25 protein-coding genes are annotated in these 24,626 nt (G+C 44.3%); 21 read left to right on the top strand and 4 right to left on the bottom strand.

Annotated elements, in window-relative coordinates:
• The first annotated feature begins 6 nt into the window (after positions 1 to 6).
• Together NSS87_RS02740 and NSS87_RS02745 are read left to right on the top strand one after the other, a co-directional pair.
• Positions 7 to 1,098, top strand: a complete 1,092-nt coding sequence (locus NSS87_RS02740) for a GerAB/ArcD/ProY family transporter (protein WP_042184574.1) — start codon at positions 7 to 9, stop codon at positions 1,096 to 1,098.
• Positions 1,095 to 2,306, top strand: a complete 1,212-nt coding sequence (locus tag NSS87_RS02745; protein ID WP_339244568.1) for a Ger(x)C family spore germination protein — start codon at positions 1,095 to 1,097, stop codon at positions 2,304 to 2,306. Before NSS87_RS02740 ends, NSS87_RS02745 begins: the two co-directional genes overlap by 4 nt.
• A gap of 22 nt (positions 2,307 to 2,328) precedes the next feature.
• Here NSS87_RS02745 and NSS87_RS02750 read toward each other — a convergent pair whose 3' ends face one another.
• Positions 2,329 to 3,213, bottom strand: coding sequence for a CHAD domain-containing protein (locus tag NSS87_RS02750; RefSeq protein WP_339244571.1), 885 nt, complete (start codon positions 3,211 to 3,213; stop codon positions 2,329 to 2,331).
• 178 nt (positions 3,214 to 3,391) lie between these two features.
• Between NSS87_RS02750 and NSS87_RS02755 the strand changes: the two genes are divergently transcribed.
• Positions 3,392 to 4,321 carry a hypothetical protein gene (locus NSS87_RS02755; RefSeq protein WP_052404138.1) on the top strand — a complete coding sequence of 310 codons (930 nt, stop codon included), beginning with the start codon at positions 3,392 to 3,394 and terminating at the stop codon, positions 4,319 to 4,321.
• A gap of 71 nt (positions 4,322 to 4,392) precedes the next feature.
• Here NSS87_RS02755 and NSS87_RS02760 read toward each other — a convergent pair whose 3' ends face one another.
• Positions 4,393 to 5,172, bottom strand: coding sequence for a carbon-nitrogen family hydrolase (locus tag NSS87_RS02760; RefSeq protein ID WP_339244573.1), 780 nt, complete (start codon positions 5,170 to 5,172; stop codon positions 4,393 to 4,395).
• A 163-nt stretch (positions 5,173 to 5,335) separates the two neighbouring features.
• Between NSS87_RS02760 and NSS87_RS02765 the strand changes: the two genes are divergently transcribed.
• The 8 genes from NSS87_RS02765 (at position 5,336) to NSS87_RS02800 (ending at position 12,160) form a co-directional block, all read left to right on the top strand.
• Positions 5,336 to 5,764 (top strand): MarR family winged helix-turn-helix transcriptional regulator, encoded by a 429-nt coding sequence (locus tag NSS87_RS02765; protein WP_042184581.1) that lies wholly within the window; start codon positions 5,336 to 5,338, stop codon positions 5,762 to 5,764.
• A 42-nt stretch (positions 5,765 to 5,806) separates the two neighbouring features.
• A complete protein-coding gene (locus NSS87_RS02770; protein ID WP_042184583.1) occupies positions 5,807 to 6,448 on the top strand; it encodes a nitroreductase family protein in 642 nt (213 codons plus the stop codon).
• A gap of 27 nt (positions 6,449 to 6,475) precedes the next feature.
• A complete protein-coding gene (locus NSS87_RS02775) occupies positions 6,476 to 6,769 on the top strand; it encodes a putative quinol monooxygenase (RefSeq protein WP_042184585.1) in 294 nt (97 codons plus the stop codon).
• A gap of 173 nt (positions 6,770 to 6,942) precedes the next feature.
• On the top strand, positions 6,943 to 8,511 hold the full coding sequence (locus NSS87_RS02780) for a phospholipase D-like domain-containing protein (protein WP_339244576.1): 1,569 nt from the start codon (positions 6,943 to 6,945) through the stop codon (positions 8,509 to 8,511).
• Positions 8,512 to 8,572: 61 nt separating this feature from the next.
• The gene (locus tag NSS87_RS02785; RefSeq protein ID WP_339244578.1) at positions 8,573 to 8,950 is read left to right on the top strand and encodes a hypothetical protein; all 378 of its coding nucleotides are present in this window, start codon (positions 8,573 to 8,575) and stop codon (positions 8,948 to 8,950) included.
• Positions 8,951 to 9,022: 72 nt separating this feature from the next.
• The gene (locus tag NSS87_RS02790) at positions 9,023 to 9,349 is read left to right on the top strand and encodes a metalloregulator ArsR/SmtB family transcription factor (RefSeq protein ID WP_042123860.1); all 327 of its coding nucleotides are present in this window, start codon (positions 9,023 to 9,025) and stop codon (positions 9,347 to 9,349) included.
• Between the two features lie 99 nt (positions 9,350 to 9,448).
• Complete coding sequence (sulP, locus tag NSS87_RS02795) at positions 9,449 to 11,227, top strand: sulfate permease (protein WP_076285901.1); 1,779 nt, start codon at positions 9,449 to 9,451, stop codon at positions 11,225 to 11,227.
• A 231-nt stretch (positions 11,228 to 11,458) separates the two neighbouring features.
• Complete coding sequence (locus NSS87_RS02800) at positions 11,459 to 12,160, top strand: DUF1361 domain-containing protein (RefSeq protein ID WP_076285900.1); 702 nt, start codon at positions 11,459 to 11,461, stop codon at positions 12,158 to 12,160.
• Here NSS87_RS02800 and NSS87_RS02805 read toward each other — a convergent pair.
• The gene (locus NSS87_RS02805; RefSeq protein ID WP_042184593.1) at positions 12,157 to 12,474 is read right to left on the bottom strand and encodes an MGMT family protein; all 318 of its coding nucleotides are present in this window, start codon (positions 12,472 to 12,474) and stop codon (positions 12,157 to 12,159) included. The two genes, NSS87_RS02800 and NSS87_RS02805, sit on opposite strands and share 4 nt — an antisense overlap.
• Before the next feature lie 221 nt (positions 12,475 to 12,695).
• Between NSS87_RS02805 and NSS87_RS02810 the strand changes: the two genes are divergently transcribed.
• The 10 genes from NSS87_RS02810 (at position 12,696) to galU (ending at position 23,582) form a co-directional block, all read left to right on the top strand.
• Positions 12,696 to 14,246 (top strand): spore germination protein, encoded by a 1,551-nt coding sequence (locus NSS87_RS02810; protein ID WP_339244584.1) that lies wholly within the window; start codon positions 12,696 to 12,698, stop codon positions 14,244 to 14,246.
• Positions 14,243 to 15,397, top strand: a complete 1,155-nt coding sequence (locus NSS87_RS02815) for a Ger(x)C family spore germination protein (protein ID WP_339244586.1) — start codon at positions 14,243 to 14,245, stop codon at positions 15,395 to 15,397. Before NSS87_RS02810 ends, NSS87_RS02815 begins: the two co-directional genes overlap by 4 nt.
• 239 nt (positions 15,398 to 15,636) lie before the next feature.
• Complete coding sequence (locus tag NSS87_RS02820; protein ID WP_339244589.1) at positions 15,637 to 16,743, top strand: endospore germination permease; 1,107 nt, start codon at positions 15,637 to 15,639, stop codon at positions 16,741 to 16,743.
• A gap of 126 nt (positions 16,744 to 16,869) precedes the next feature.
• Positions 16,870 to 17,496, top strand: a complete 627-nt coding sequence (locus NSS87_RS02825) for a hypothetical protein (RefSeq protein ID WP_339244592.1) — start codon at positions 16,870 to 16,872, stop codon at positions 17,494 to 17,496.
• A 19-nt stretch (positions 17,497 to 17,515) separates the two neighbouring features.
• Positions 17,516 to 17,812 carry an antibiotic biosynthesis monooxygenase gene (locus NSS87_RS02830; protein ID WP_339244594.1) on the top strand — a complete coding sequence of 99 codons (297 nt, stop codon included), beginning with the start codon at positions 17,516 to 17,518 and terminating at the stop codon, positions 17,810 to 17,812.
• Between the two features lie 14 nt (positions 17,813 to 17,826).
• Complete coding sequence (locus NSS87_RS02835; protein ID WP_042184606.1) at positions 17,827 to 18,645, top strand: aminoglycoside phosphotransferase family protein; 819 nt, start codon at positions 17,827 to 17,829, stop codon at positions 18,643 to 18,645.
• 28 nt (positions 18,646 to 18,673) lie between these two features.
• The gene (locus NSS87_RS02840) at positions 18,674 to 19,219 is read left to right on the top strand and encodes a DUF1697 domain-containing protein (RefSeq protein ID WP_339244598.1); all 546 of its coding nucleotides are present in this window, start codon (positions 18,674 to 18,676) and stop codon (positions 19,217 to 19,219) included.
• A gap of 218 nt (positions 19,220 to 19,437) precedes the next feature.
• The gene (locus tag NSS87_RS02845) at positions 19,438 to 21,591 is read left to right on the top strand and encodes a glycosyltransferase family 39 protein (RefSeq protein ID WP_339244601.1); all 2,154 of its coding nucleotides are present in this window, start codon (positions 19,438 to 19,440) and stop codon (positions 21,589 to 21,591) included.
• A 78-nt stretch (positions 21,592 to 21,669) separates the two neighbouring features.
• Positions 21,670 to 22,650: a glycosyltransferase family 2 protein gene (locus NSS87_RS02850; RefSeq protein ID WP_042184612.1), complete on the top strand. Its 981-nt coding sequence runs from the start codon at positions 21,670 to 21,672 to the stop codon at positions 22,648 to 22,650.
• A gap of 20 nt (positions 22,651 to 22,670) precedes the next feature.
• Complete coding sequence (gene galU / locus NSS87_RS02855) at positions 22,671 to 23,582, top strand: UTP--glucose-1-phosphate uridylyltransferase GalU (protein ID WP_339244604.1); 912 nt, start codon at positions 22,671 to 22,673, stop codon at positions 23,580 to 23,582.
• A 374-nt stretch (positions 23,583 to 23,956) separates the two neighbouring features.
• On the opposite strand, the gene NSS87_RS02860 is transcribed toward galU, so the two are convergent.
• Positions 23,957 to 24,523, bottom strand: coding sequence for an FAD-dependent oxidoreductase (locus tag NSS87_RS02860; RefSeq protein ID WP_042184618.1), 567 nt, complete (start codon positions 24,521 to 24,523; stop codon positions 23,957 to 23,959).
• Positions 24,524 to 24,626: the final 103 nt, after the last annotated feature.

Consider the following 24,626-nt stretch of genomic DNA (forward strand, 5'->3'; position numbering starts at 1 on the left):
GAGAACATGAGCGCCGAGGTAAAGGATCGAATAACTGCTGTTCAAGCGACGATCATTCTAGCCAATTATACGATTGCGGCAGGGGTACTTACGCTTCCTCGGACCATTGTAGAGGCCAGTGGTAGTCCAGATGTATGGATAAGTATTTTTTTAGGGGGATTAATCTCCTTTCTGTTAGGCTTGATCATTGTGAAACTTAGTCAAAGGTTTCCAGGCCAAACTTTTTTTCAATATATCGGGAAGATCATCGGCAAACCACTCGGAGTGGTTCTCTCAATAGGAGTCATTGGGTATTTTCTCAGTATTGCCGGCTTTGAGATACGTTCGGTGCAGGAAGTGACCTCTTTTTTTCTACTGGAAGGAACACCTCCTTGGGCGATAGTGGCTGCTTTTATATGGATCGCCTTCTATTTATGCAGAGGAGGAATTAATGCGATCACTAGCATGTGCAGACTTATTGTTCCGATTACCTGGACAGTGTTTCTGGGGGTTTGTCTGCTAAGTTTCGAAGTTTTTGACCTCAATAATCTACTTCCAGTACTGGGAGAGGGAATGGAACCCGTATGGAAAGGGATCAGGCCAACCATTCTGACCTTTACAGCTGGTGAAGCGATGCTGTTCGTTGTTGCTTTTATGGACAAGCCCCAAAAAGCAGTAAAGGTAATTATAGCCGGAACCTGTATATCGACGATATTTTATGTCCTGGCAGTTGTAGCAACCATAGGTGCCTTTTCTATAGATGGAGTTCTCACAAGAACCTGGCCGTTTCTCGATCTTGTACGTAGCTTTGAGGTGAACTATCTCATCTTTGAAAGGTTTGAGTCGTTGTTGCTGGTGATCTGGATTATGCAGATCTTTTGTACCTTTTGTGTTGCGATTTATGCAGCGGCGTTAGGTTTGTCTCAAATCATTCATAGAAGCTTCAAAAGCTGTTTATTGGCATTACTTCCGGTTGTTTATATAGTTTCTAGGATTCCTCCTAATGTGAATGCTTTGTTTGCTTTAGGATCAGGCATTGGTGATTGTATGCTTATTTTATTCGGAGTGCTTCCTTTACCATTATTAATCATCACATACTTCCGGAGGGCTGCTTCATGAAAAAATGGAGGTTGTGGATCGTACTCACTGTACTATGTTCTCTGTTATCAGGCTGCTGGAGCAGCGTACCGATCGAGGAATTAAACATGCAGATTGGTGTTGCACTAGACAGTGCGGAGGAGTCAGGAGGCGAGGGAGTAGCTAATCCGGAAGGTGGGAGCCATAAGAAGCCTGAAAAAATAATAAGTACCTATCAATTTACGATTCCACAAGGATCGGGAGGCGCCGTCATGAAGTCTTCTGCCAGTTCCTCTTCCTCCTCCTTTAAGAATTACTATAATATGAGTGAAACTAGCGATTCTATCTTTGAAGCGATGCGGCAGCTTTCACTGCGTACTAGACGCACTCCGATTGGTCATCATTTAAAGGTTATTGTGATTAGTGAAAAACTCGCGCGTTCCAATAACCTTACTAAAATCATAGATTTCTTTACGCGGGATAATGATATTCGTCCGAGTGTTATGTTATTTGTCAGCAAGGGAATGGCCAAGGATGTATTGGAAAATGCGCTGCCGGGTCAGACTCCTGCCTTTGTACTTGAAGGGATATTCAATAACAGAGACCGGAATATGGGGATATGGGAGCCGGTATCTCTGGCTAAAGTAGTTGGCCCGTTGCAAGGAAAGAAAAGCTTCTTATTGCAAAATGTTATCCCTATTGATCAGGAGACAAAGCTATCGGGAGCAGGTGTAATCAACGGGGAAACGGGGAAGCTTGTTGGGTTTTTGGATGAGTCGGAGCTGGAAGGGATGGCTTGGTTGACCGGAAGGGGGCTAGGGGGAGTGCTTAAGACGTATAATCCGGATACCAATGACCTCTTAACCTATGAGGTTAAAACCATGCATAGCAAGATCAAAGCCAATGTGAATAATGGTCAGATCTCTTTTAACGTGAAAATAACATCTACAGGTAGATATGCTGAGGTCTTTGCCGAGAAATCGAAGAAATTACACGACGGAATTGTAAAGAAGGATAAAGCCTTGCTGCAGAAGCGTGTCCTAGAAATGGTGCAAACTACTGTAACAAAGATGCAGAAGGAGCTGCATACCGAAGCTGCCGGTTTCGGCACCAGTCTACATAATCAGCATCCAGCCGTATGGCGGAGCGTCAAGGATAACTGGGACGAAACCTTCAGCCAAATTCCGATTACCTATGAAGTAAATGTGAATATAGAAGAATATGGCGCATCAGATACAACGGCTGAATAGAGAGATTGTAAAAGGTTCAGAGTTACTTCATTTGATGTGTGAGCGGTATGACATCATTTTGGTGCAGCGCAACGAGTACTTCGGTTTTTAATTGCTCAGTAAAGTTATTCCATGTTTTTTTGCCGACATTCAGCTCTTCCCGCCCAATAGCATTTAGTGTTTCCAGCCAAAGGCGTTTATCGTTTATCAGCCCGAGCTGATCTTGGATCTGCTTATATATTTCCTCATGGGCATGAAATTTTTGATTTAACGCAAAAGAGGCTGCACTAGCGGTATATCGCAGTTCCTTAGCAGCCATCCTCAGCTCATGCAGTGAGTCGAAGGCTGCTTCTGATTCGGCATCTTGTCCACGAAATATAGCCTTGCAAGCTTTTTTCTTCTGCTCGTAAGCTACCTCAAGTTCGCGAATGACAACGTTGGCATCTTTTTTCGCTACCAGGGCCTCAAGCTGTTCACTTAGGAAGGCTTTCCACTTCTCATCCAGATCTTCATTGATTAGCTTAGGCAGCTCATCGGCCAGCTTCTTACGATAAGTTTTGCGCTTGTCCTTTTGATGGTCGATCACTGCCTTCAACAACTCTGCGGTCTTTATATCGCCGTTTTCCTTGGCTTGTTTGCGTTTAGTCTTGAACGATTCAATCAGAACGTCTGCATCTCTGACCTTGCCTAATCTCTTTTGGGCTCTTTCAAATAGAGGGTATAGCCCTAGAGTATGACCAGGGTCGAGAATGGATAGCAGTGTTAACAGCTTGCGGCAGTTCACTCTTGCTTGGTGAATGTCCTCGTCATCGAATTTGCTAAGTGCATCATGGCAGTAATCCCAGAAATCAATATACAGCAGGTTAAGTGCCTGTTCCCATTGTCTTGTCTTGGTTAACTGTCGTTCCTTCATCACTTCCACTGTCATGCGGCATCACTCCTTAACGTTGTGTATAGCATGAACCTAAGGCTACCCCCTATTCGAGCTGGGGTATGTTCGTATACTATAAGGATAGCGTTATCATAACCTCATTTCAATTCTGATTTCGCACTAGCGAGGCAGATTGATTACAATATTACGGATAATACGGGAAAGAGGGGAATCGGTGGATACTCGGGAATACGATGCAATGATCAATGGATCTGTTGATAGAAGTAAAGAAGTCATCGGACTTCCTGCAGAAATGGGACTTTTCCAGCATCTAATCTTAAAGGATGACAGGATAGATGAGAAAGCAGGGGGCATCGGGGAGATGTTGATCCCATTCGCCTTTGAAGAGACCCTTTGTAGGGATGTCGGAGCGGGACTTGTTCCTCCTAGTCTGCACCTATGGAGTCATTCTGGGGGTGTTGTGCTCGGCCTACGGGACAGCAAGCTTCCGTACGCGGCCCAAGCGATGGCTAAGTTGGAGCAGCGAGGCATTCGTACAGCGGTGAGACATTCCGGTGGTGCTGCGGTGCCTCTGGATGATGGAATTGTTAATGTTTCGCTAGTTCTCCCCAAAGGACGTGGAAAGCTGGACTTTCATGATGACTTTAGGCTTCTGGCTTCTCTGATCACTGAGGCAGTTGCTATGAGTCATCCACAGGCTGCAGCTCAAATTGAGGCTGGTGAAATTGTTGGTTCTTACTGCCCGGGGGACTTCGATTTGGCGATCGGTGGGCGGAAATTTTGCGGCATTGCTCAGCGCAGACAAAATAATGCCTATTTCGTACATGCATTTGTAGTGGTTTCGGGTTCGGGACAGGAGCGTGGTGAACTCATTCATAAATTCTATGAGCAAGCCTCTGGAGGAGACTCAGCATTATCTTATCCACGGGTTCGTCCAGAGACGATCGCTGGGCTTGGCGAACTAGGTGGACCAAATGCGACTGAAGTATTTGCCGAAGGTATTAGACAAGCATTAGCCCACCGTGGAGTGGTGCTTAAATCCTCTGACAGGCTACAGCAGGAGACCGGATATTTCCTAGACTATGAAGATCCGCGTGTTCTGGATGCTGCGCGAGTTCTGCATGAACGTTATGCCCAAGGATAAATGGATATTGAGCATCATCAAGAAGGACGTAACAGAAATCTGGCGAGAGGCCAGCATCTGTTACGTCCTTTTTAATCATATAAGTCGGGACGTCTGTCTGCAAAAATTGGGATTTGTGCTCGAATTTCACGCACCATATGTAAATCGATATCCCCCGTTAGGATTTCTTCCCCTTCAGAAGCTTCACATAAAATATCTCCCCAAGGATCAATTATCATAGAATGCCCAGCAAAGGTATTGTTAGGATCGCTTCCTGCACGGTTGCAGGCTACTACATAACATTGGTTCTCGATCGCTCGGCTGATCAGTAGTGCACGCCAATGTGACAGCCTGGATAATGGCCATTCTGCACTGATAAACAAGATTTCTGCACCTTGTGCGGTATGAGCACGAACCCACTCTGGAAATCGGATATCATAACAGATTAATCCGGCACATAACGTGCCCTCCAATGTGAAGAGGCCTTTGTCTTCTCCAGGCTGCAAATATAGATGTTCATCCATTAGCTGAAACAAATGTAGCTTACTGTATTCGCCAACGAGTTCTCCAGTTCGATTAAATACAAACATACGATTAGTTACACCGGAGGCGTTCTTGCTAGCGACTGAACCAGCGACGATATTGATGTTGTATTGTCTGGCTAAGATGGAGATGAATTCCTTGGTAATTTCTCCTTCTGGATCACCAATATCTTCTAGTCGGGTCAGATCATAGCCAGTGGTCCAAAGCTCAGGGAGAATAAGACAGTCGGGGGCTGTGGCGGCAGCTACACTAATTTTATTTGCTACAGCAGCATAATTCATATCGGGTTTGCCAAATGCTATATCCAGCTGAATCAGGGAGATTCTCATAGGATTCCTCCTTTTTGTTCAAGACTATAGCACCATAAGAGGATAAGCAATGTTGATTTTTAAAAAATGATTTGATATATTAGTTGACGGGTCAATGATTATCAGTTAGTATTATTTTATACAAAACAATTGTGCACAATTAAATTTATAAAGGAGGTATATTTTGACGGAGCACTATCCTGAGGAAGACCGCATATTTGAACTGCTGCAGGCATTAAACAAGGGAATCTGTCCGAAATTTGAACGATGTGCTGGGATTAGTCCCACACGGCTTCGCCTCCTGCATGAACTATTCCAGGTGGATGAAGTCAGCCAAATTACGCTGCAAAAGGGCATGGATATAGATGCGGCCGCCGTCACTCGGCACTTGAAAGGGATGGAAGAGAGTGGTACGATCACTCGCCGCAACAACCCCGCAGATAACAGGGTTACATTGGTCTCATTAACGGATCAAGGGCGGGAAAGAATGATTCAATATGGCGAAGAGAAGAGACGATTTGTCGCTACTCTGCTTACTGGATTTAACGATCAGGAGCGAAAAGTGCTCATAGATATGCTTAATCGTCTGCAATCTAATATCAATCTGTTGTAACTGTAACTACCCAAATTACACATTCAAAGGAGAAATACACATATGAACGCTACACAAACACAAACCAATGATTTTAAAGAAATTATTACGGGTCGCCGCTCTATCCGCAAATATGATCCATCCGTTAAGATCAGCAAAGAAGAGATGACTCAGATTCTTACGGAAGCGACTCTTGCACCTTCTTCTGTAAACATGCAGCCTTGGCGGTTTCTTGTCATTGAAAGTGACGAAGCAAAAGCTACTTTAGCTCCTCTTGCTCGCTTTAATGGCGTACAAGTTGAAACCTCTGCAGCTATGATTGCCATTTTCGGTGATTTGAACAATTTCGACTATGCAGAGGAGATTTATGGCACAGCTGTTGAACGTGGACTAATGCCTGCTGAAGTAAAAGAAAACCAATTAACTAGATTATCTGCTCACTTTGCTACCTTGCCACGTGAAGTTAACAAAGATACTGTGCTTATTGATGGTGCTCTTGTTGCAATGCAATTGATGCTGGTTGCCCGTGCACATGGATACGATACAAACCCAATCGGCGGTTATGAAAAAGATCAAATCGCAGAAGCGTTTGGCATGGAAAAAGATCGTTATGTTCCTGTAATGTTGCTTTCCATCGGTAAGGCTGTTGATGCAGGTTACCCATCTGTCCGTTTGCCTATCGATAAAATTGCTGAGTGGAAATAATACTTTATACCTTAGGAGGAAAACACAATGATCATTATCCATGCAGTACTTAAAGTGAATCCAGAACGTCGCGAGCAGTTTTTAGCGGAGTCCAAAACACTTCTCACAGCTACTCACGCTGAAGAAGGAAATCTCTCTTACGAGCTGTATGAGAATGCTGGAGAAGCGAACTCATTTATTATGGTGGAGACTTGGCGCGACGCTGAAGCCGTATCCAGCCACAATACGAGCGCTCATTTTACCGCGTTCTCAGCTAAAGCTGGTGAATTCTTGGCTGCGCCACTAGACGTAAAAGTATTTAGCGCAGAGCAAGTGAAATAAGTTATCTCGATTCTTAGTGAATCCTGGTTAATCTTAAACAGGGATGTTCCATAGCCATAATGGCTGCGGGGCATCCCTGTTTTTTATGTTCCCCGTTTATAAGGAGAAGTTCAAGGGTATCTATCCTTACCTTGATACATGTGCACTCACAATAAAGATAGGGGATCTTACATATGGAAATACAGAAAAATATGATCGATATGGTGAACTATTATTTATCAGGCGGTTCACTTGCCCGCATTATGTGCGAAGCAGGAGAAGAGGCGGAGCACAGGCTAATGGGGATCGATCTGGAGGCGGCTAGAGCATACCGACAGTCCATTGGCGGAGTCATTACGGAGGGTCAGCAGCTATTTCAGGTTCCTGGCTTTAGCCCAAGATTGCTGGGGCAACTTACTGAAGTATTAGACAGATTAGATTCAGACAAGCTAAAAGCTCTGGCCCCACAAACCACATGGAATAACCAAGTAGATCCTTACGTGAATGGACCCGAGTGCCTAGGGATGATACTAGAAGAAATAAAGAAGGCACAGCATTATATTCACCTGTCCGTGATGCTCTTCTTTAATGACCGTTCAGGCAATCTGGTTGCAGATGAATTATTTCACGCCCTTAAACGGGGGGTGAAGGTACGGATCATGGTCAATTACGCGCTGACAGCTTTAGGGTATGAGAACAATCTGGCGTTTGGTCATTTTTCCAAGATTTCTGAAAGGCTCGAGAATGCAGGAGCTAAGCTGTTGAATACCTTCAATTCTTATTATACAGCCGTAGAATGGCGTGTGAAGCGGAAGGCGCTGAAGCAACAAGGCGTACCGGAAAGTATCCTGTTCTTACAGGATAAAGTACAAGAGGACGTTGAAATCACTGGGCTGAATGTCATTGATCATCGGAAGTTTATGGTCATTGATGGGGTAACCTCTATTATTGGCAGCCTGAATATTGGAGACCAATACACGTACGTGACGCCTGTTCAGGCATCTTCTTCGATCAGTATAGAAGGACATCTACAGGGGATTCCTAGTAAAAAAGAGGAGTGGCATGATGGCTGCTTCCGGATCCGTGGCGCGGCGGCGCAGCCTTTAAATGCTAAGTTTCATTCCCGTTGGTTACTTCTGGGAGGTGATCATTTTGACGTGGATGATGCCTTCTACCATCCGAATGTAAATTATCATTTTGGGGAGGAAGAATGTACACTGTTTGCAAGCTTTCCGGGTAATCCAGTTAACTTAATTCAGCAATACTATTTGAATTTAATTACCTATGCGACTGAGGAGACGGTGATTGTAAATCCTTATTTGATTGATCAAGAGTTTTGGGATCGGCTGGGGGAGCTGGGGCCAGACTGTTCCTGTCATCTGAGCATCTGCAATCCGCTGAAGGTTAATGATCATCCTACCAATACTGCGGCGGTACGAGGCAATATGTATAAGCCGTTTCTCAATGGGGTTTCCTTTTATGATTACAGTTTCACAGGTCGTTTTTCACATTGGAAAATAACCTATGACCATAGATCACGGGCGGTATTTCATGGCTCCTACAACATCAATGAGAGAAGCGCCTGCCACGATTTCGAGCTGGGAATGCTGGTGAAAGGGGAGGCCTTCGCAGCGCGGATAAAGTCTATGATCGATTATGATCTGGGTGTCTCACGGAGAATTACGAAGAAAAGTGAGTTCTTTAAGTATCCTTGGCTGCATCCTAGTACGTATCTGAACAAGGTTACTCAGAATTACACTTGATAATATCGGTTCATTGTCATGTATAATGATCGTTATAAATTATCAAGGTGGAATAATAGCTATGAAAATCAAAATTACAAAGAATGGCATGAAAAAGGATGAGGTATTCTTTCGCACAGAGTTTGGCGAGGGTCGGGGGATCTGGTGCGGTGCTCCTGTGGAGCCAGATACGGAAACAGATGTGGAATTCGAGCTTTCGGAGCTGCTGATGAGATGGGTGGATATTCTGCCTGCACCTGCTAGTGAGTTCAATACTAGGTTAGAGGGAGATAAGGTTGTTTTTACCGGTGTGCTGGAGAATATTGAAGAGGACGGAACAGGATTTTTGCGAATAGGTGAAAGTTTAGTGATGTTCGAGTGTCTCGGTGAGCCTATGGCGCTTGGTGTGTTTGTAGAAGTACAGGTTCGTAATGTGAGTATCTACCCTTTGAGTATTTGACGCTTATCAGGGACTAAGATAACATACAAAGATAGCATTAGATTCAGAAGTAAGTATGAGGAGTAGAAGTCTATGAACACCGAAATTCAGCAATTTAAGACCGAATTCTTCAAGGCGCTGGCTCATCCGATGCGAATTCGTATACTGGAACTGCTCAGCGAAGGTGAGAAGAATGTGAATGAGCTACAAGCCATTCTAGGATCAGAAGGCTCTGCTGTATCCCAGCAGCTAGCTGTTTTACGCGCCAAGAATGTAGTAGCCAGTGTAAAAGAAGGCACCACTGTGATCTATTCGTTACGTGATCCTCTAATTAAAGATCTTCTGGTTGTAGCCAAACAAATATTTGATAACCATCTGGTGAATACCATTTCATTGCTCGAAGGTATGCGCGGAGAATAAAGGAATAACATTATTTTGGCGTTGACAACAGTTGCGTCCTAGAGTAATGTTCTTCTTATATTCAAATAATCAGATATTTAAAGAAAAGAAGGTTTGATCATGACAGGGTGGGGCCGATATAAAGGCTACAACATGAATGCATTTCGCAAGGATTTGATTTCGGGAACAATCGTTGGTGTTATTGCCATTCCTTTGGGGATGGCATTTGCTATTGCATCTGGTGTAAAACCGGAGTATGGCATTTACACGACAATCGTTGCCGGAATATGTATTTCATTGTTCGGAGGATCAAAATTTCAAATTGGTGGGCCAACAGGTGCTTTTATTCCTATCTTGTTTGCCATTGCGATGGAGTATGGCTATGAGAACTTGCTTATCGCTGGGATGATGGCAGGGGTTATTCTAGTTCTCATGGGATTATTAAAGTTGGGTGTATTGATTAAGTTTATTCCGAGGCCAGTAACGATTGGTTTCACAGCAGGGATAGCGGTCATTATCTTCACCGGGCAGATTGCTAATTTCCTTGGACTAAGGAATATAGAACGGCATGAGAGCTTTGTAAATAATATGAAAGAAATAGGGCTTCATCTATCGACGATGAATGGATACAGTATTCTGACCGCCGTGATTTGTCTTGCCGTCGTTATCCTAGCGATTCGATTCGCTCCGAAGGTGCCTGGATCATTGGTAGGTCTTCTGTGCGCGACTGTGGTTGCTGCGTTATTCTTTAGCGGCAAAGTGACTACGATTGGCTCTGCTTACGGAGAAATCCCTAATACATTACCGAGCTTTCGATTTCCGGACATTACTTGGGAACGAATTACCCTGCTAATTCGTCCGGCATTTATCATTGCAATGCTAGGTGCTATAGAGTCATTGTTATCCGCTGTTGTAGCGGATGGAATGACAGGCAGCCGCCATAATAGTAACCGAGAGCTGATCGGTCAGGGAATCGCAAATATTGCTGCTCCATTGTTCGGGGGCATACCAGCGACAGGAGCAATTGCTAGAACAGCGACGAACATCAAGAGTGGCGCTGTTTCTCCCATCTCGGGGATCGTTCACGGTGTTGTGGTGTTTCTAATTCTCCTGTTGCTCGCACCCTATGCTTCCAGTATTCCTTTAGCTGCGATGGCACCGATCTTAATGGTAGTAGCTTGGAATATGAGTGAGCGCAAAGAGTTCCTTCATCTGCTTAAGATCAAGACCGGCGATTCCTTGGTGTTATTCATCACCTTCTTGTTAACGATATTTGCAGATTTAACGCTGGCTGTAGAGGTGGGATTAATTCTTGCGGTTATTCTGTTTGTGAAACGAATGGGAGAGGTTCATCTGGTAGCCAAAGTGCTGCCTGATCCGAAGTCCGTTAAGGTAGAGGCACATATGGTTACGGAGAGTCATGACTGTCCGCAAATTGGAATTTACACGGTGGAAGGTCCGCTGTTTTTTGGCGCTGCTTATCGATTCGATGACACTATGCCAAGCTATGGTTCAGATCAACCTAGAATTATATTAATGCGGATGGGGAAAGTACCCTTCATGGATACCACTGGAGAATCCAATTTAGCAGAGCTTGTGCGGCATTTACAAGCTGTTGGAGGGAAACTTATGATCTCAGGTATTCAGCCACAGCCGCTTGAGCTACTCAAGAGAACTGGACTATATAGTACCATAGGTGAGGCTCAGTTTTATCCGCACACCGGGGAAGCCATTAATGACGCACTTAACAGCATCGATTACAACAAGTGTATTGGATGTAGCCATGCCGCTTTTAGGGAGTGTACAGCGTTCTCCTGTCTGGAAGAGGCGGGAAGTGTGCGCGGTCTGAAAGGGCGCAAGAAACCTGTAATTGCACCTGAACTAAATAGTGGTCTTTGAGTGAAATAGATAAGAGTCAGCCCGGACGTTTCTGCGTCCGGGTTTTTCTGTTCAAATATAAGAATTTAAGTTTCACATCATATATTATCCTTATATTTCTCGCTTAAATGCTTATCGTCCTAATAAGGACGACAAAGGCGTTTATGCTTGAGATTGGACTTGGGAATGCCAAATTTGTACAATTGGGTATAAGTTAAATGTAAACTATCTCGATAAGGAGAATATAAGCTCATGAAGGAATTGCATTATCCGAAGGTGTTTATGCTCTTGGCAGGTCTGTCTGTGGCGACATTGGCCGTATATCGTGTAGTGTCACTACAGACGGATTCGTTTTATGCATTTTTACTCTGGAATTTATTCCTGGCTTGGATTCCGTTCCTGTTCTCTATGGCTGCTTATGAACTGGATAAAAGGAAGATAGGCGGCTTGCTGCTTGTTCCGCTAGGCGTCGCTTGGCTGCTGTTCTTTCCGAACGCGCCTTATCTCATGACGGATCTGGTGCATCTGACGATAAGAAAAAGCAGATATATCGTGGATGGCACCATTCAGAATCGGTATTGGTATGATCTGGTTACCCTCTTATTGTTCACTTGGAGCGGATGGTTGACTGGTTTCTTCTCTTTATACCAGTTCCAGACGGTTGTTTATCGCAAAAGCAGCCTGCTGTTCTCTTGGATATTCGTATTCGCAGCATGTGTACTTGGGGGGTATGGTGTCCTGCTTGGCCGAGTCTACAGGCTGAATAGCTGGGATGTACTGACGGACCGGCATCAGTTGTACCAACTGGTTATGGACAGCTTGAATCGACAGTCGGTATTTTTCAGCTTGTTCATTGCGTTTGTATTGCTGGTTATCTACGCTACGATGTACTGTTTGCTGAATGGTCTTGGAACCAGTGAAAGAGGAAGGGGCGCTAAGCGCATACGTGGTTAATCCATAAATTCCGGATCAAATTGGTATTGCTTCAGATCTACCACACCTTTTTCATTAAAAATAATCCCTTCCTCCTGTAAATAAAGCTTCTGGAGGGAGTTGGATTCATCTTCAGTCAAGGCGATCATTCCTTTGGCGTTGATAACCCGATGCCAGGGAAGCTTATATTTTCTACTCATGGAGTGAAGGATACGAACTACCTGCCTTGCGCCTCTTGGGCTTCCTGCCGCACGAGCAACGCCTCCGTAAGTCATCACTTTTCCTTCAGGTATAGATTGTATGATACGAATCACTTGTTCTGTAAATGGTGTCATAGGGAGCTCCTATCTCTTATTTTCATCAAATTATACCAGATGATCACTACAATCATAAACATTCAACATGCCGCTGCTAAAGCGGCTTTTTTTTATTTTAACGGATGGACTTTACTCTCCTTTGCGAAGAAGTTGATCCCTTTACAGTATAATTTTGGCGGATAGTATTTAGTGAGATGGGGGATAATTTCTAGGAAACTATTGTGACAGGAGTGACTACTGTGGAGAAACAGACAGCAGATGGTATCCGCAAAGATTCCCTAAAAAATACGACGTCTGGGCAGACTCCGAGTACGTCACTAGATGAAATGATGAATCTGTTTCGACAAATATTCAAGGATGATGGGACACTTAGAATAAGGGTGATAAATAATATCCATAGTGACGGCATCCGCTGCGGATTAGTCTATGTAGACGGAATGGTAGACAGGGAAATGATCCAGTACGGGGTGATAAAGCCTCTAATGGATTTTGATTTTACGGCAATGGATAGCGGGAATACAGCTGAAATGATGGAGAAAATTCGGACGCTGGTTATTAACATTAGTGATGTGGTTTGCTCTACGAGTTTGGATGAGATGGTTAGCGCGGTCGTAGCCGGAAAAACTTTGTTTCTGATGGATGGCTTTGCGGGTGCGCTTAACATTAGTGCGCAGGGGTGGGAAACGAAGGCTATCGCGGAGCCTGTGACGGAAAAAAGCGTAAAGGGTCCGCGAGAAGGTTTTACAGAGTCGCTGCTTGTAAACTTGACGCTCATTCGCCGAAGAGTGCAAAGTCCGGACTTAAAGATTATTTATGGTCAAGTCGGGACTCGCTCCAAAACACAAACTTGTATTTGTTATATCGAAGGTTTGGCCTCACCGGATGTTGTTAAAGAGCTGCAAAACCGAATTCAACAGGTGGACATAGATGTTGTATTGGATACGTCTATTCTTTCGGAGCTTATTCGAGATGAACCCTTTTCACCCTTTGAAATGACGGGAAGCACAGAACGTCCTGATTCTGTAGTAAGCAAAATTATGGAGGGTAGAGTTGCCTTATTAATGGAAGGCAGTCCTTATGCAATGACAGTGCCCTATTTGTTTGTGGAGAATTTTCAGGCCAGTGCTGATTATTATATTAACTATTACTTTGGTTCGTTTAACCGAATGATAAGGGTACTTGGAGCCTTTTTGTCTATTAGTATTCCTGCTTTGTACGTAGCGTTGGTTACCTATAGTCAGGAAATGCTGCCTACCATGTTGTTACTTAGTATTTCAACGTCGAGAGTAGCCGTTCCTTTTCCAACTGTGGTGGAGGTCTTGTTCATGCTAACGATATTTGAAATTCTGCGAGAGGCAGGAGAACGAATACCGACCTACATTGGTCAGGCGATTAGCATCGTAGGTGCGCTTGTACTGGGTCAGGCGGCTGTGGAAGCGAGAATCGTTAGCGCTCCTATGATTATTGTAGTGGGTTTAACAGGAATTATGGCTTTGCTTAACCCAAGACTGACGGGTCCTCTAATCGTAGTAAGGTCGCTTTTGCTGTTCGTAACCTTTTTTCTGGGATTATATGGGTATTTTTTGGGTGTGATCGGTTTAGTGATTCATTTGATGAGTTTACGTTCCTTTGGGGTTCAGTACATGCTTGGAGTAGGTTCTATTCATCCGCAGGATATTAAGGATACAGCTATAAGGGCGCCATGGTGGCATATGTATTTACGTCCGGCGATGATTGGAGCGCGTAACCGAAAGAGAAAAAAGACCAATAAAGTAAGGAATCGGTCATGAAAAAAATCAAAAGAGGGTTGCTAGCTTGTATATCGCTATTACTTCTGGTAAGTACCTTGGGTTGTTGGGATTACGCCGAAATTGAAGATAGGGCAGTTGTAGCAGGCGTGGGCATCGATAAGGATTCTGACGGGAAGCTACTAGCAACGGTCGAAATTGTGGATACGAAAGAGGGGATGAAATCTAGTCAAGCGGGTTATAAGATGGTTAGTCTTTCAGGAAAAACGATGTTTGATATTGTAAGAAGCATGATTTCAATCACGGGAAAGAAACTATTTTGGAGTCATTCCAAGGCGATCATCCTCAGTGAGGAGATAGCGAAGGAAGGGGTTGTAAAAGTGATTGATTGGTACAACAGAGATACAGAAACTCGATCGGATGTATACGTGTTTGTTTCTAAAGAGAAGACGGCTCAGGAAGTAATTAATTTAAATAGCTCAACAGAAACTATTATGTCTTATGGTCTTGCTCAGCAGATGGCAATTGAACAAAATGTTAGTACGGCCCCGGTTGTGGAGATTTGGGACTTCATTGAAAAGCTGGAGACGCCCGGGGATTGTGCTATAGCTCCTCTTATTTATATTCACGAAAAAAATGGTCAGAAAAATCCGCGTGTTAGTGGAACTGCTATATTCAAAATGGACAAAATGATTGGCAAACTGAGTGGCGAAGAGACCAAGTACATGTTGTTTATTAAAGATGAGATAAAGGGTGGGGTGTTAACCGTGAATAACGAAAAGGGAGCCCCCGACTTCACACTTGAGATTTTTTCCAATAAAACAAAAGTAAAGCCTGTTTGGGTAAACGGTAAGCTCCAATTACAGATAAATATGGTCACACATACCGGGCTTGATGAGGTAATGACTACTGAAGGATTCACTAGTCTGAATAGTAAGAATGTTATAGAGAAGCGTGCCGCTAAGGAATTACAGAAGCATATTCTCTCTGTAATTAAAAAGTTGCAGCAGGAATATCATTCCGATATTTTTGGATTCGGAGAGATTATCTTTGAGAATATGCCTAAGACCTGGACCGAGCTAGATAAAGATTGGGAGCGGGAATTCTCTGATCTAGATGTGGTTGTAAATTCAACAGTAATTATTGAGAGCAGTGCTCAAAACTCAAGATCTATCCAGATCCATCAAGAATAGGTGATAAAATTGGCTGTTATCGTTGTTTTGATCTACTTTTTTGTTGTATTGATGGATCCTTACGGATTGTTAAAGCAAGGGATGAAACGGGATTTTTATGTGTGTTGTACACTATGTCTGTTTTCTTTCTGTATTGCTTTTGCATTGGCCATGAAATGGCAGCTTCCTAGTCCTTCACCTTTAATTGTAAGCTGGATCAGCAAGTTATTTTAGTTACAAGTCCAAGAGGAGATTTAAGCATGAAAAAAGAGATCATACCCACAGGGCATTCTATAAGTATTGTTGTTCTATTTATTATTGGGACTTCACTATTCATGGGTCTGCCGGGGAAATCGGGCAACAGTAGCTGGATTGCTCTACTTTTTGCCATATCTTTAACGGTTCCCCTGCTGTTTATATACGCCAGATTTCATATGCTTTTTCCGGGTAAGAATCTATTTGATATATTGATCATCGTATTTGGATCTATCTTTGGGAGAGTAGTTTCTTGTATGTATATATGGTACGCGCTGCATATGGGGGCCCTCGTTCTACGGAATTTTGGGGAATTTAGTAAAACGGTTGCCTTGACAGAGACGCCTATGATTGCACCCATGTTATGCGTAGGTCTGTTATGTATTTGGGTGGTTAAGGCAGGAATTGAGGTGATTGGGAGATGTGCTAAGCTATTTCTGCTGCTTCTTTTAGCTGAGGTTCTGTTTATTGAAATTTTAGCCATTCCCAAGCTCAAGTATCACTATTTGAAGCCTTTTCTTGCCAGTGGATGGTCACCAATATTTGCAGATACATTTGGGTCATTTACTTTTCCTTTTGCTGAAATTGTTCTTTTTATGGGAGTGTTCAGTCATTTACCGGCAAAAGACTCAGCCAAAAAGATTCTGCTAAGCGGATTGCTGATTTCTGGTGGGGTGATTTTGCTAGTTTCTCTGCGGAATTTGCTGATTCTCAATCCTGATATTGTTCAAAGTTTATACTTCCCCTCTTATGTAGCGGTTAGTCGGATTAATATAGGGGATTTTTTGACCCGAATGGAGGCATCATCAGCACTTGGATTTGTCATCACGATATTCATAAAGACTAGCTTATGTTTATATGTGGCTAGTGTTGGAGTCGCTAAATTATTCAAACTGAAGAGCTACCGATCCGTTGTGCTTCAGCTGGGATTGATTATGGTTTATTTCTCTCGATTTATCTTCAAGGATATTATGGAGATGCAGCATTTTGCCTATACTATTTATCCAATATATGCGCTTCCTTTTCAGGTGATTATTCCGTTGATATTGTGGATTTGTGCTGAAATTAAGGTTAGTAAAAGTAAAAATAAGCAGGTGGCATCACAGCAATAAACCTACTTTCGAACATTCCTGATCTCTAGTAAAGATTAGGAATTCTTTGATTTTAAAACTAAACATAAGTTAGCTATAATGATAGATATATATAGAATGGTTGTTTTAGAAAAGAGGGAAACAGGTATGAACGTCAGCAACATCATTATGTCCTCTTATTGGGGTAGAGAGGTTAGACATAAATATATTACTCAAGGATCTAAGGCATTGGCTGTTATTTTTCCAGGTAAAAATTACTCGGCTGAACGCCCCCTGCTAGATTATGCGGCCAAAGCAGCTCGGGAACATAATTGCGATGTCCTGCTGCTTGAATATGGCTACCAGAGTGCTAGAGTAGGTTTTAAGCGTGATGAAATGATTATTCTCATTCAGGAATGTAAGGCGGCCATTGCATCTCTTCCTGAATACAAAAAGATTCTATTCATTAGCAAAAGCGTGGGTTCGGTCATAGCAGGGAGAATTGCAGAAGAGCTAGAAATACAGAAAAAGACGTCTCATCTATATATAACACCATTACCTGAGGCGATCCCTTTGATACAGCAGAGTCGTGGGACTGTAATTTATGGGGGAAGCGACCCTTTATTTAGCGAACAGCTTTCTGGTGAAATTAGTGGGCTTCATCATTTAAAAGTGTATAGAATCGATGATGCTAATCATAGCCTTGAGGTAGAGCAGGTCAACGAGTCACTAGCCATTCTGCTTGTTATTATTAATTTTTATCATGAATTTTTCCGTGATGCTTTAAATACATAACCTTTGGAGGATGCTGATTATGATTTTGGAAGCTGCGATGCTGCGAGTGAAGCCTGGTTTAACTACTGAATTTGAAAAAAGCTTCAAGGGGGCATCAAGCTTAATTTCTTCGATCGAAGGCTACATAGGGCATGAATTGCAACATTGCTTGGAGGATAATCATAAGTATCTGCTGCTTGTGAAGTGGAGAACGCTTGAAGATCACACCATAGGATTCAGAGAATCCAGCCAGTATCAGGAATGGAAGGCGCTACTTCACCATTACTACGACCCATTTCCGGATGTTGAGCATTTTACCCGCATTAATCTGGACTAAATGGAGGCTGCCGAATGAAGGCGAAGCTTGTTGGGAAAGGCAGAACAGCGGAGATCTGGCAGCATGATGATCAGAGGATTCTTAAATTGTACCTAGAGGATGTTTCAGAACAGAATATTAGCCGAGAATATAAGATCAGCCAGTTTGTGCACTCGCAGGGCGTCCGGACACCACAGCCATTTGAACTCATTTCTGAACAATCAAGACAAGGTATTGTATTTCAACAAATTAAAGGTCCCTCCCTGCTAAAGGTGATGGGTGAGAAGCCTTGGAAAGTTAGTAAGTATGCCAGAATGATGGCTAGGCTTCACTACGATTTGCATAAACTTGAAATTACTGAGGAGATTGGACAGCAGAAGGATATGTTGAAGTGGAATATCATGGGGGCTCCAATGCTTAGTGAAGATGAGAAGTCAGCCATCCTGCGCTATCTGGAGAAGTTACCACAAGGAACCTATTTATGTCATGGAGATTTCCATCCTGACAATGTACTTATGGATGATCAGCTCTGGGTAATCGACTGGATGACAGGTGTGGTGGGAGAACCAGCGGCCGATGCTGCGCGATCTGTAGTAATGTTCAGTATGGGAGCCATGCCCCCTGGAGCCTCTGCCTTATCGAGAATGATGATAGGTTTTATTAGAAAGAAATTAACCAAGGGATATATTCAAGAGTATCTCAGATTATCAGGACATACTTATGAGGACGTAGACCGCTGGATTTTGCCGATCGCTGCCGCGCGTTTGGTGGAGGGGCTTTCGCCTCCAGAGAAGGAGCTGCTGGTAAAAGAAGTTCGTAAACGTCTACAAACCTTAGCCGCAGAGGTAAGCTGATCATGGCACAAAAACGGAGGCGTATTCTATGACTACCTATATTGCGCTGCTGCGTGGAATTAACGTCGGCGGGAACAAAATTATTAAAATGTTGGACCTGAAGGCGATGTTTCGGACTCTTGGATTTGAAAATGTACGAACGTATATTCAGAGCGGAAATGTTGTATTTGAGAGTGATGAAGGTTCGGAGAGTCTGCTTACTGGAGTCATTGAACGTAAGATTCATGAGGTTTTTGGATTCGAGGTCTCTGTTATTATCCGTACCTTAGCAGAAATGGAGAACGTGATCGCTAACGATCCCTTTCAGCTCTCCGAGCCAGAGGAATTCAAAAGATGGTATGTTACTTTTTTACCAGTCGAGCCTTCAGCGGAAGCATTGGATAAACTGCGCACTTATGAGGATGGACCAGATAAAGTGCGTTTTGTCGGCAGAGAGATGTACGTGTTATATGAGGTCAGTGTGAGCCAGTCGCCGCTTTTCAAGGTTCCTTTTGACAGAATATTGGGTATGACGCTTACAGCACGTAATTGGAATACGGTGAATAAGCTCGTTACTATGGGCAGAATGGAATAGTCTATTTTAAAATATTTGCTTGGGTTGGGATTCGAACAGAAGCCTCCACAGTTGTGGGGCTTTTTTTGCGTTCTGGTGGCCTTGTATATTCAGCAAACATTCAGCTTGGACTCATTGAGAGTTAAGGTAAGGGTGAAATAATACACCTACAGAAAGTTTGAACCGGGGGCACAGAACTGCCGGAATTATAGACGATCAAAGGATAGGAGTGGATGGAGATGAGTAGGTTCAAAAAAATAAGCTCGGATCTTATACTTTGGCTCATTTTATTACTTGCCGCTTTTTTGTATGGTTATGGAGTTTGGAACGACCACTATGTGAATACATACTACACCACCGCGGTGGGAAGTATGCTGCAGAACTTTCATAATTTCTTCTTCGCTTCATTGGATTCCGCGGGTTCAGTAACGGTGGATAAACCACCAGTTACCTTTTGGATTCAGACACTTAGCGCACTTATCTTCGGGCTGCATGGTTGGAGTGTGATTTTGCCACAGGCACTCGGCGGCGTGGGCTCCGTGTTACTTGTATACCTGCTGGTGAAGCCTACCTTTGGCAGAGCGGCAGCACGTATAGCAGCTCTAGTCATGGCGACTACTCCGGTAGCAGCGGCAGTCAGCCGGACGAACAATATTGATGCACTGCTTGTATTCACCCTTCTGCTCGCGGCATGGTTTTTATTTAAAGGGACGAAGAGCAACAAGATGGGTAGCCTTCTTACCGCATTTGCGTTAATCGGTGTTGGGTTTAACGAGAAGATGCTGCAGGCGTACATGGTTCTGCCGGCTTTTTATTTCTTTTATGTCTTAGCTGCCAAAGTGAACTGGAAGCGGAAGACGGGAGTATTGGCAGCCTCCACAGCAATATTGCTTGTAGTCTCCTTATCCTGGGCAGTGATCGTGGATTCGATTCCCGCCAGCAAACGGCCTTATATCGGCAGCAGTGGTACCAATTCAGTGCTGAATCTTGCTTTTGGGTACAATGGCGTTGCCCGATTAACGGGGGATCGTGGGGCAGGTGGTGGTGGCGGTGGAATGCCAGGAATGAATGGCGGTGAGATGCCAAACATGAACGGTGAAATGCCCGCGATGAATGGTGAGATGCCAAACATGAACGGCGAGATGCCAGCTATGAATGGGTCAGGCAGTAATAATGGCACTGATGGTGGACGTGCAGCATTTTCGGGCCGGCAAGGCACAAATTCGACCTCAAATAGCCAGACTGGTGACGATGATGGAGGTGCACCAGGTCAGCCTCCTAGTGGAACAGACAGTCAAGGCCGGCAATTTGGTGGCGACGACGGCGGGCGAGGAAATCGCGGCGGCATGAATGGCGGTGGAAGCGGAGGCGGAATGTTCAATACAGGAACAGCAGGCCCACTGCGCCTGTTCCAATCAGAACTGTCAGGTCAAGCTAGCTGGATGCTGCCTTTTGTATTGCTAGGCATCATTGGATTATTCGCCAATCTGCGGAGAAAGAACTTTACTCAGGCTCATAAAGAAGCTCTCTTCTGGTTAGCGTGGCTGGTGCCCGTTATGGGGTTCTTCAGTATCGCAGGGTTCTTCCATCAATATTATCTGGTGATGATGGCTCCGCCAGTTGCAGCGTTAGTCGGTGCAGGATGGTCAAAGCTGTGGACGCTATATCGCGAGCACTCTGGTTGGCTGTCTTGGTTATTGCCAGCCGCAACGCTGGTTACAGCAGGTTTCCAGTGGTACATTGTTCATCCTTATAACGATACGATCGGCAGTGGCTGGTCCATTGGGATTTTAGCTGCAGGCATTGTGGTTTCGCTGGTACTGGTAGTTCTTAAAGGCAAGAAGAAATCCTTTATATATACGACAGGCATTGCAGCCGTATTAGTATTGTTAATTGGGCCGCTTTACTGGGCAGCTACCCCCATTACTTATGGCTTGAACAGTCAAACCCCTGAGGCGGGCCCGACTAGTAGTGAGGGTAGAGGGGGAATGGGAGGCAGTCCAAGCAATTTTGGACGTAATAGCGCCGCAAGTGCGAATGAGAGTCTGTTGTCCTATTTGGAGGAGAACAATACTGGGGAGCCCTATCTTTTCGCTACATTGGATTATGGCACAGCAGCTCCTTATATCGTTGACAAGGGTACATCGGTAGTTATTTTGAACGGATTTTCTAACTCAGACACCGTGTATACCCCAGATACCCTAAAGGCGTTTGTAGAGAGTGGAAAGGTGAAGTACTTCCTGATCAATAGCGGTGGTATGGGTGGTGGACGCGGGGGAAGCTCCGAGTTAACGACTTGGATCACAGAGAATGGTACAGAAGTTCCAGCAGCCGATTGGGAAGGAAGCGATGGAGGAAACAGCGGGACATTATACAAAGTTACTGTAAACTAGGCGAATGTTAATCCTATGAGGCGTGTTATGAGATAGATCAGGCACGCTTCATTATTCAAATTTAAGGAGGAGCTGCTCATGAGTACCAACGTGCGCTATTCCATTATTATACCGATGTTTAACGAAGAGGCGGTCATTCAAGAGACGTATCGACGTATCAAAAAAGTAATGGGTTTAACTAATGAAGTGTATGAGCTGATCTTTGTGAATGACGGCAGCACAGATAATTGCGCCCAGATGATTGAGGAATATAGCTACTGGGATGAGAGTGTGAAGCTGATCGACTTGTCTCGTAACTTTGGACATCAGATCGCTATTACTGCCGGAATGGATTACGCCTTAGGGGATGCAGTTGTCATTATTGATGCCGATTTGCAAGATCCGCCGGAACTGATTCTGGACATGATTGCGGAATGGAAGCAGGGGTATGAAGTTGTATATGCCAAAAGGATAAAGCGCAACGGAGAATCCTTATTCAAAAAGTGGACGGCCAGTCTCTTTTATAGAGTGCTACGTTATTCAACTGATATTTCAATACCTGTAGATACGGGGGATTTCCGCCTCATCGATCGTAAAGTCTGTGAGGAGCTCAAACGCCTGCCGGAGAAAAATCGGTTCGTACGCGGGCTAGTCAGTTGGGTCGGTTTTCGGCAAAAAGCCATTGAATATGAACGCGATGAGCGTCTGGCTGGAGAAACTAAATATCCGCTGAAACGGATGATCAAGCTCTCTCTGGATGGAATTACTTCCTTCTCTTATAAGCCGCTGAAGCTGGCAGGATACCTTGGCGCACTGCTGTCGGCCTCCGGCTTTCTATATCTGATGTATGTGCTATATCTGGTGATTTTTACGGATTCAGTCGTTAAGGGCTGGGCATCGATGATCGGAATCACACTGACCTTTAATGGCTTTGTGCTCATTATGTTAGGGATTCTGGGTGAGTATGTCGGTCGGATTTATGATGAGACCAAGGGACGTCCGCTCTATATTGTTCAAGAGTTCTATGAAGGTAAGAAACAACAGGATGTTCGTGAACAGCAAGTTCTACATCGTCAATAAATGCAAGGGAGGGATTCGTTGTGAAGATTAGAAAAGCGGTTATTCCCGCCGCGGGTTTAGGCACTCGTTTCCTGCCTGCAACTAAGGCTCAGCCCAAGGAAATGCTGCCCATTGTGGATAAGCCGGCGATTCAATATATCGTAGAAGAAGCTGTTCGATCCGGCATTGAAAGCATCATTATCGTGACGGGTCGCAACAAGAAGTCGATTGAAGATCATTTCGATAAATCAGTGGAACTGGAACAGACGCTTTTGGAAAAAGGAAAAGAGGAGCTGCTTCGTGAAGTCCAAGCGATTAGCGAACTGGCCAGCATTCATTACATTAGGCAAAAAGAGCCGCTAGGACTAGGTCACGCCATCCTTTGTGCGGAACAGTTCGTTGGCGATGAGCCCTTCGCTGTTCTGCTCGGTGACGATATCATGGTCTCGGAGGACCCGGCGCTGCTGCAAATGATGCGATTATATGAACAAGAGGAGAAGACCATCGTCGGTGTTCAGTCGGTACCACGGCAGGATGTTCATAAATACGGAATTATTTCATCAAGCGGTTCTCTACAAGGCGTCCATGAAGTTAAAGGTTTGGTGGAGAAGCCCTCCCCGGATACGGCACCTTCAGAGCATGCGATTATGGGACGTTACATTTTGGAGTCTTCGATATTTTCAGTGCTGGCTAACCTTGAACGGGGAGCAGGTGGTGAATATCAACTGACTGATGCATTGCATGAGGTATGTCGTAATGAAGGTTTGCTGGCCCTGGATTTGATCGGCAAACGTTATGATATTGGTGATAAATTCGGCTACATTCAGGCTACGCTGGAGGTCGGATTGATGCGGGAGGAGTTGCGTCCATTACTGGTTCCGTATTTGCAAAAGCTGGCTGCTAGTCTGAAGGAAAGTGAAGAAGTGGGGGCGTTACCTTGGGGTACACGCTAGTGATTGAAGGAGACTGTTTCAAACGATCCTAACATCGTCTTCGGCGGCGGTGGGATGATGTTTGGGGCAGTTTTTTTGCGCGTGGGGCGTTTACAGGGCAGTTGGGGATGAAAAAATAAGTGTACTTTATACAATTAAAAAGCGCATCAGACTGCTATGTATCGACCTAGTTGCACTTGATACACTTATTTCTTCATAATCCAATGGAAATACTCTTTCCATCTATTTTTAGTTGCATCAACTACACTTAAAAGAGTCATAGAGGGGATGAAGTATGAAATAGCTGCACCAAGTGCAGTTATTTTTTGCGATATAAAAAATCCGGAGGACAGATTCCTAAGAATCGTCTCCGGATCTATATTTTCAGTCATTTATTAAGCCTTTAGTACATCATGATCCACGTAACGCGCACCATTTAACTCGCTAATCACATTAATGGCTACCTTCGCGCCATCGCCTGCCGTAATAATGGCATGTACACTTACTCCGGCAACGGTACCTGCAGCCCAAATGCCTTCAATATTTGTTTTGCCTTCTGGATTAACAGCGACAACTGTTTTGATTCTTGGCTCTGTACCATCCTTAGTTTCCACCCCTGCTTTGGCGGCTAGATCAGTAAGGGCGCCTGTTGCAAGAATAACATGTTTGGCTTCATAAATGATTCCGTCTTCGGTCTCAATGACAAATCCATTGCCGCTGGAAGTGAGGTTAATAGCTTGTTCTGCTACTAGCTCAGCGCCGAATTTGACGGCTTGCTTATGTCCGGTTTCTACGAGATCAGGACCGCCTACTTCGGAAATTCCATAAAAGTTCTCAAACCATCCTCTACGGGTCATGCCTTTATCATTGTCGATCAGCAGCGTTTTTTTGCCCGCCTTGGCGGCGAACAGGGCTGCGCTTGCACCGGCAGGACCGGCTCCAATTACGGCGATTTCGTACATTTTTTGACCTCCTAAAAGTTTTGTGAAGCAAAACTCGCATCGAAAGCATAGGCTTAAGTTTTGTGAAGCAAAACTCGCATCGTAGACATAGGCTTAAGTCTAT

The sequence above is a fragment of the Paenibacillus sp. FSL F4-0243 genome, from assembly GCF_037963295.1.
In the GTDB taxonomy this organism is placed as follows: domain Bacteria; phylum Bacillota; class Bacilli; order Paenibacillales; family Paenibacillaceae; genus Paenibacillus_AQ.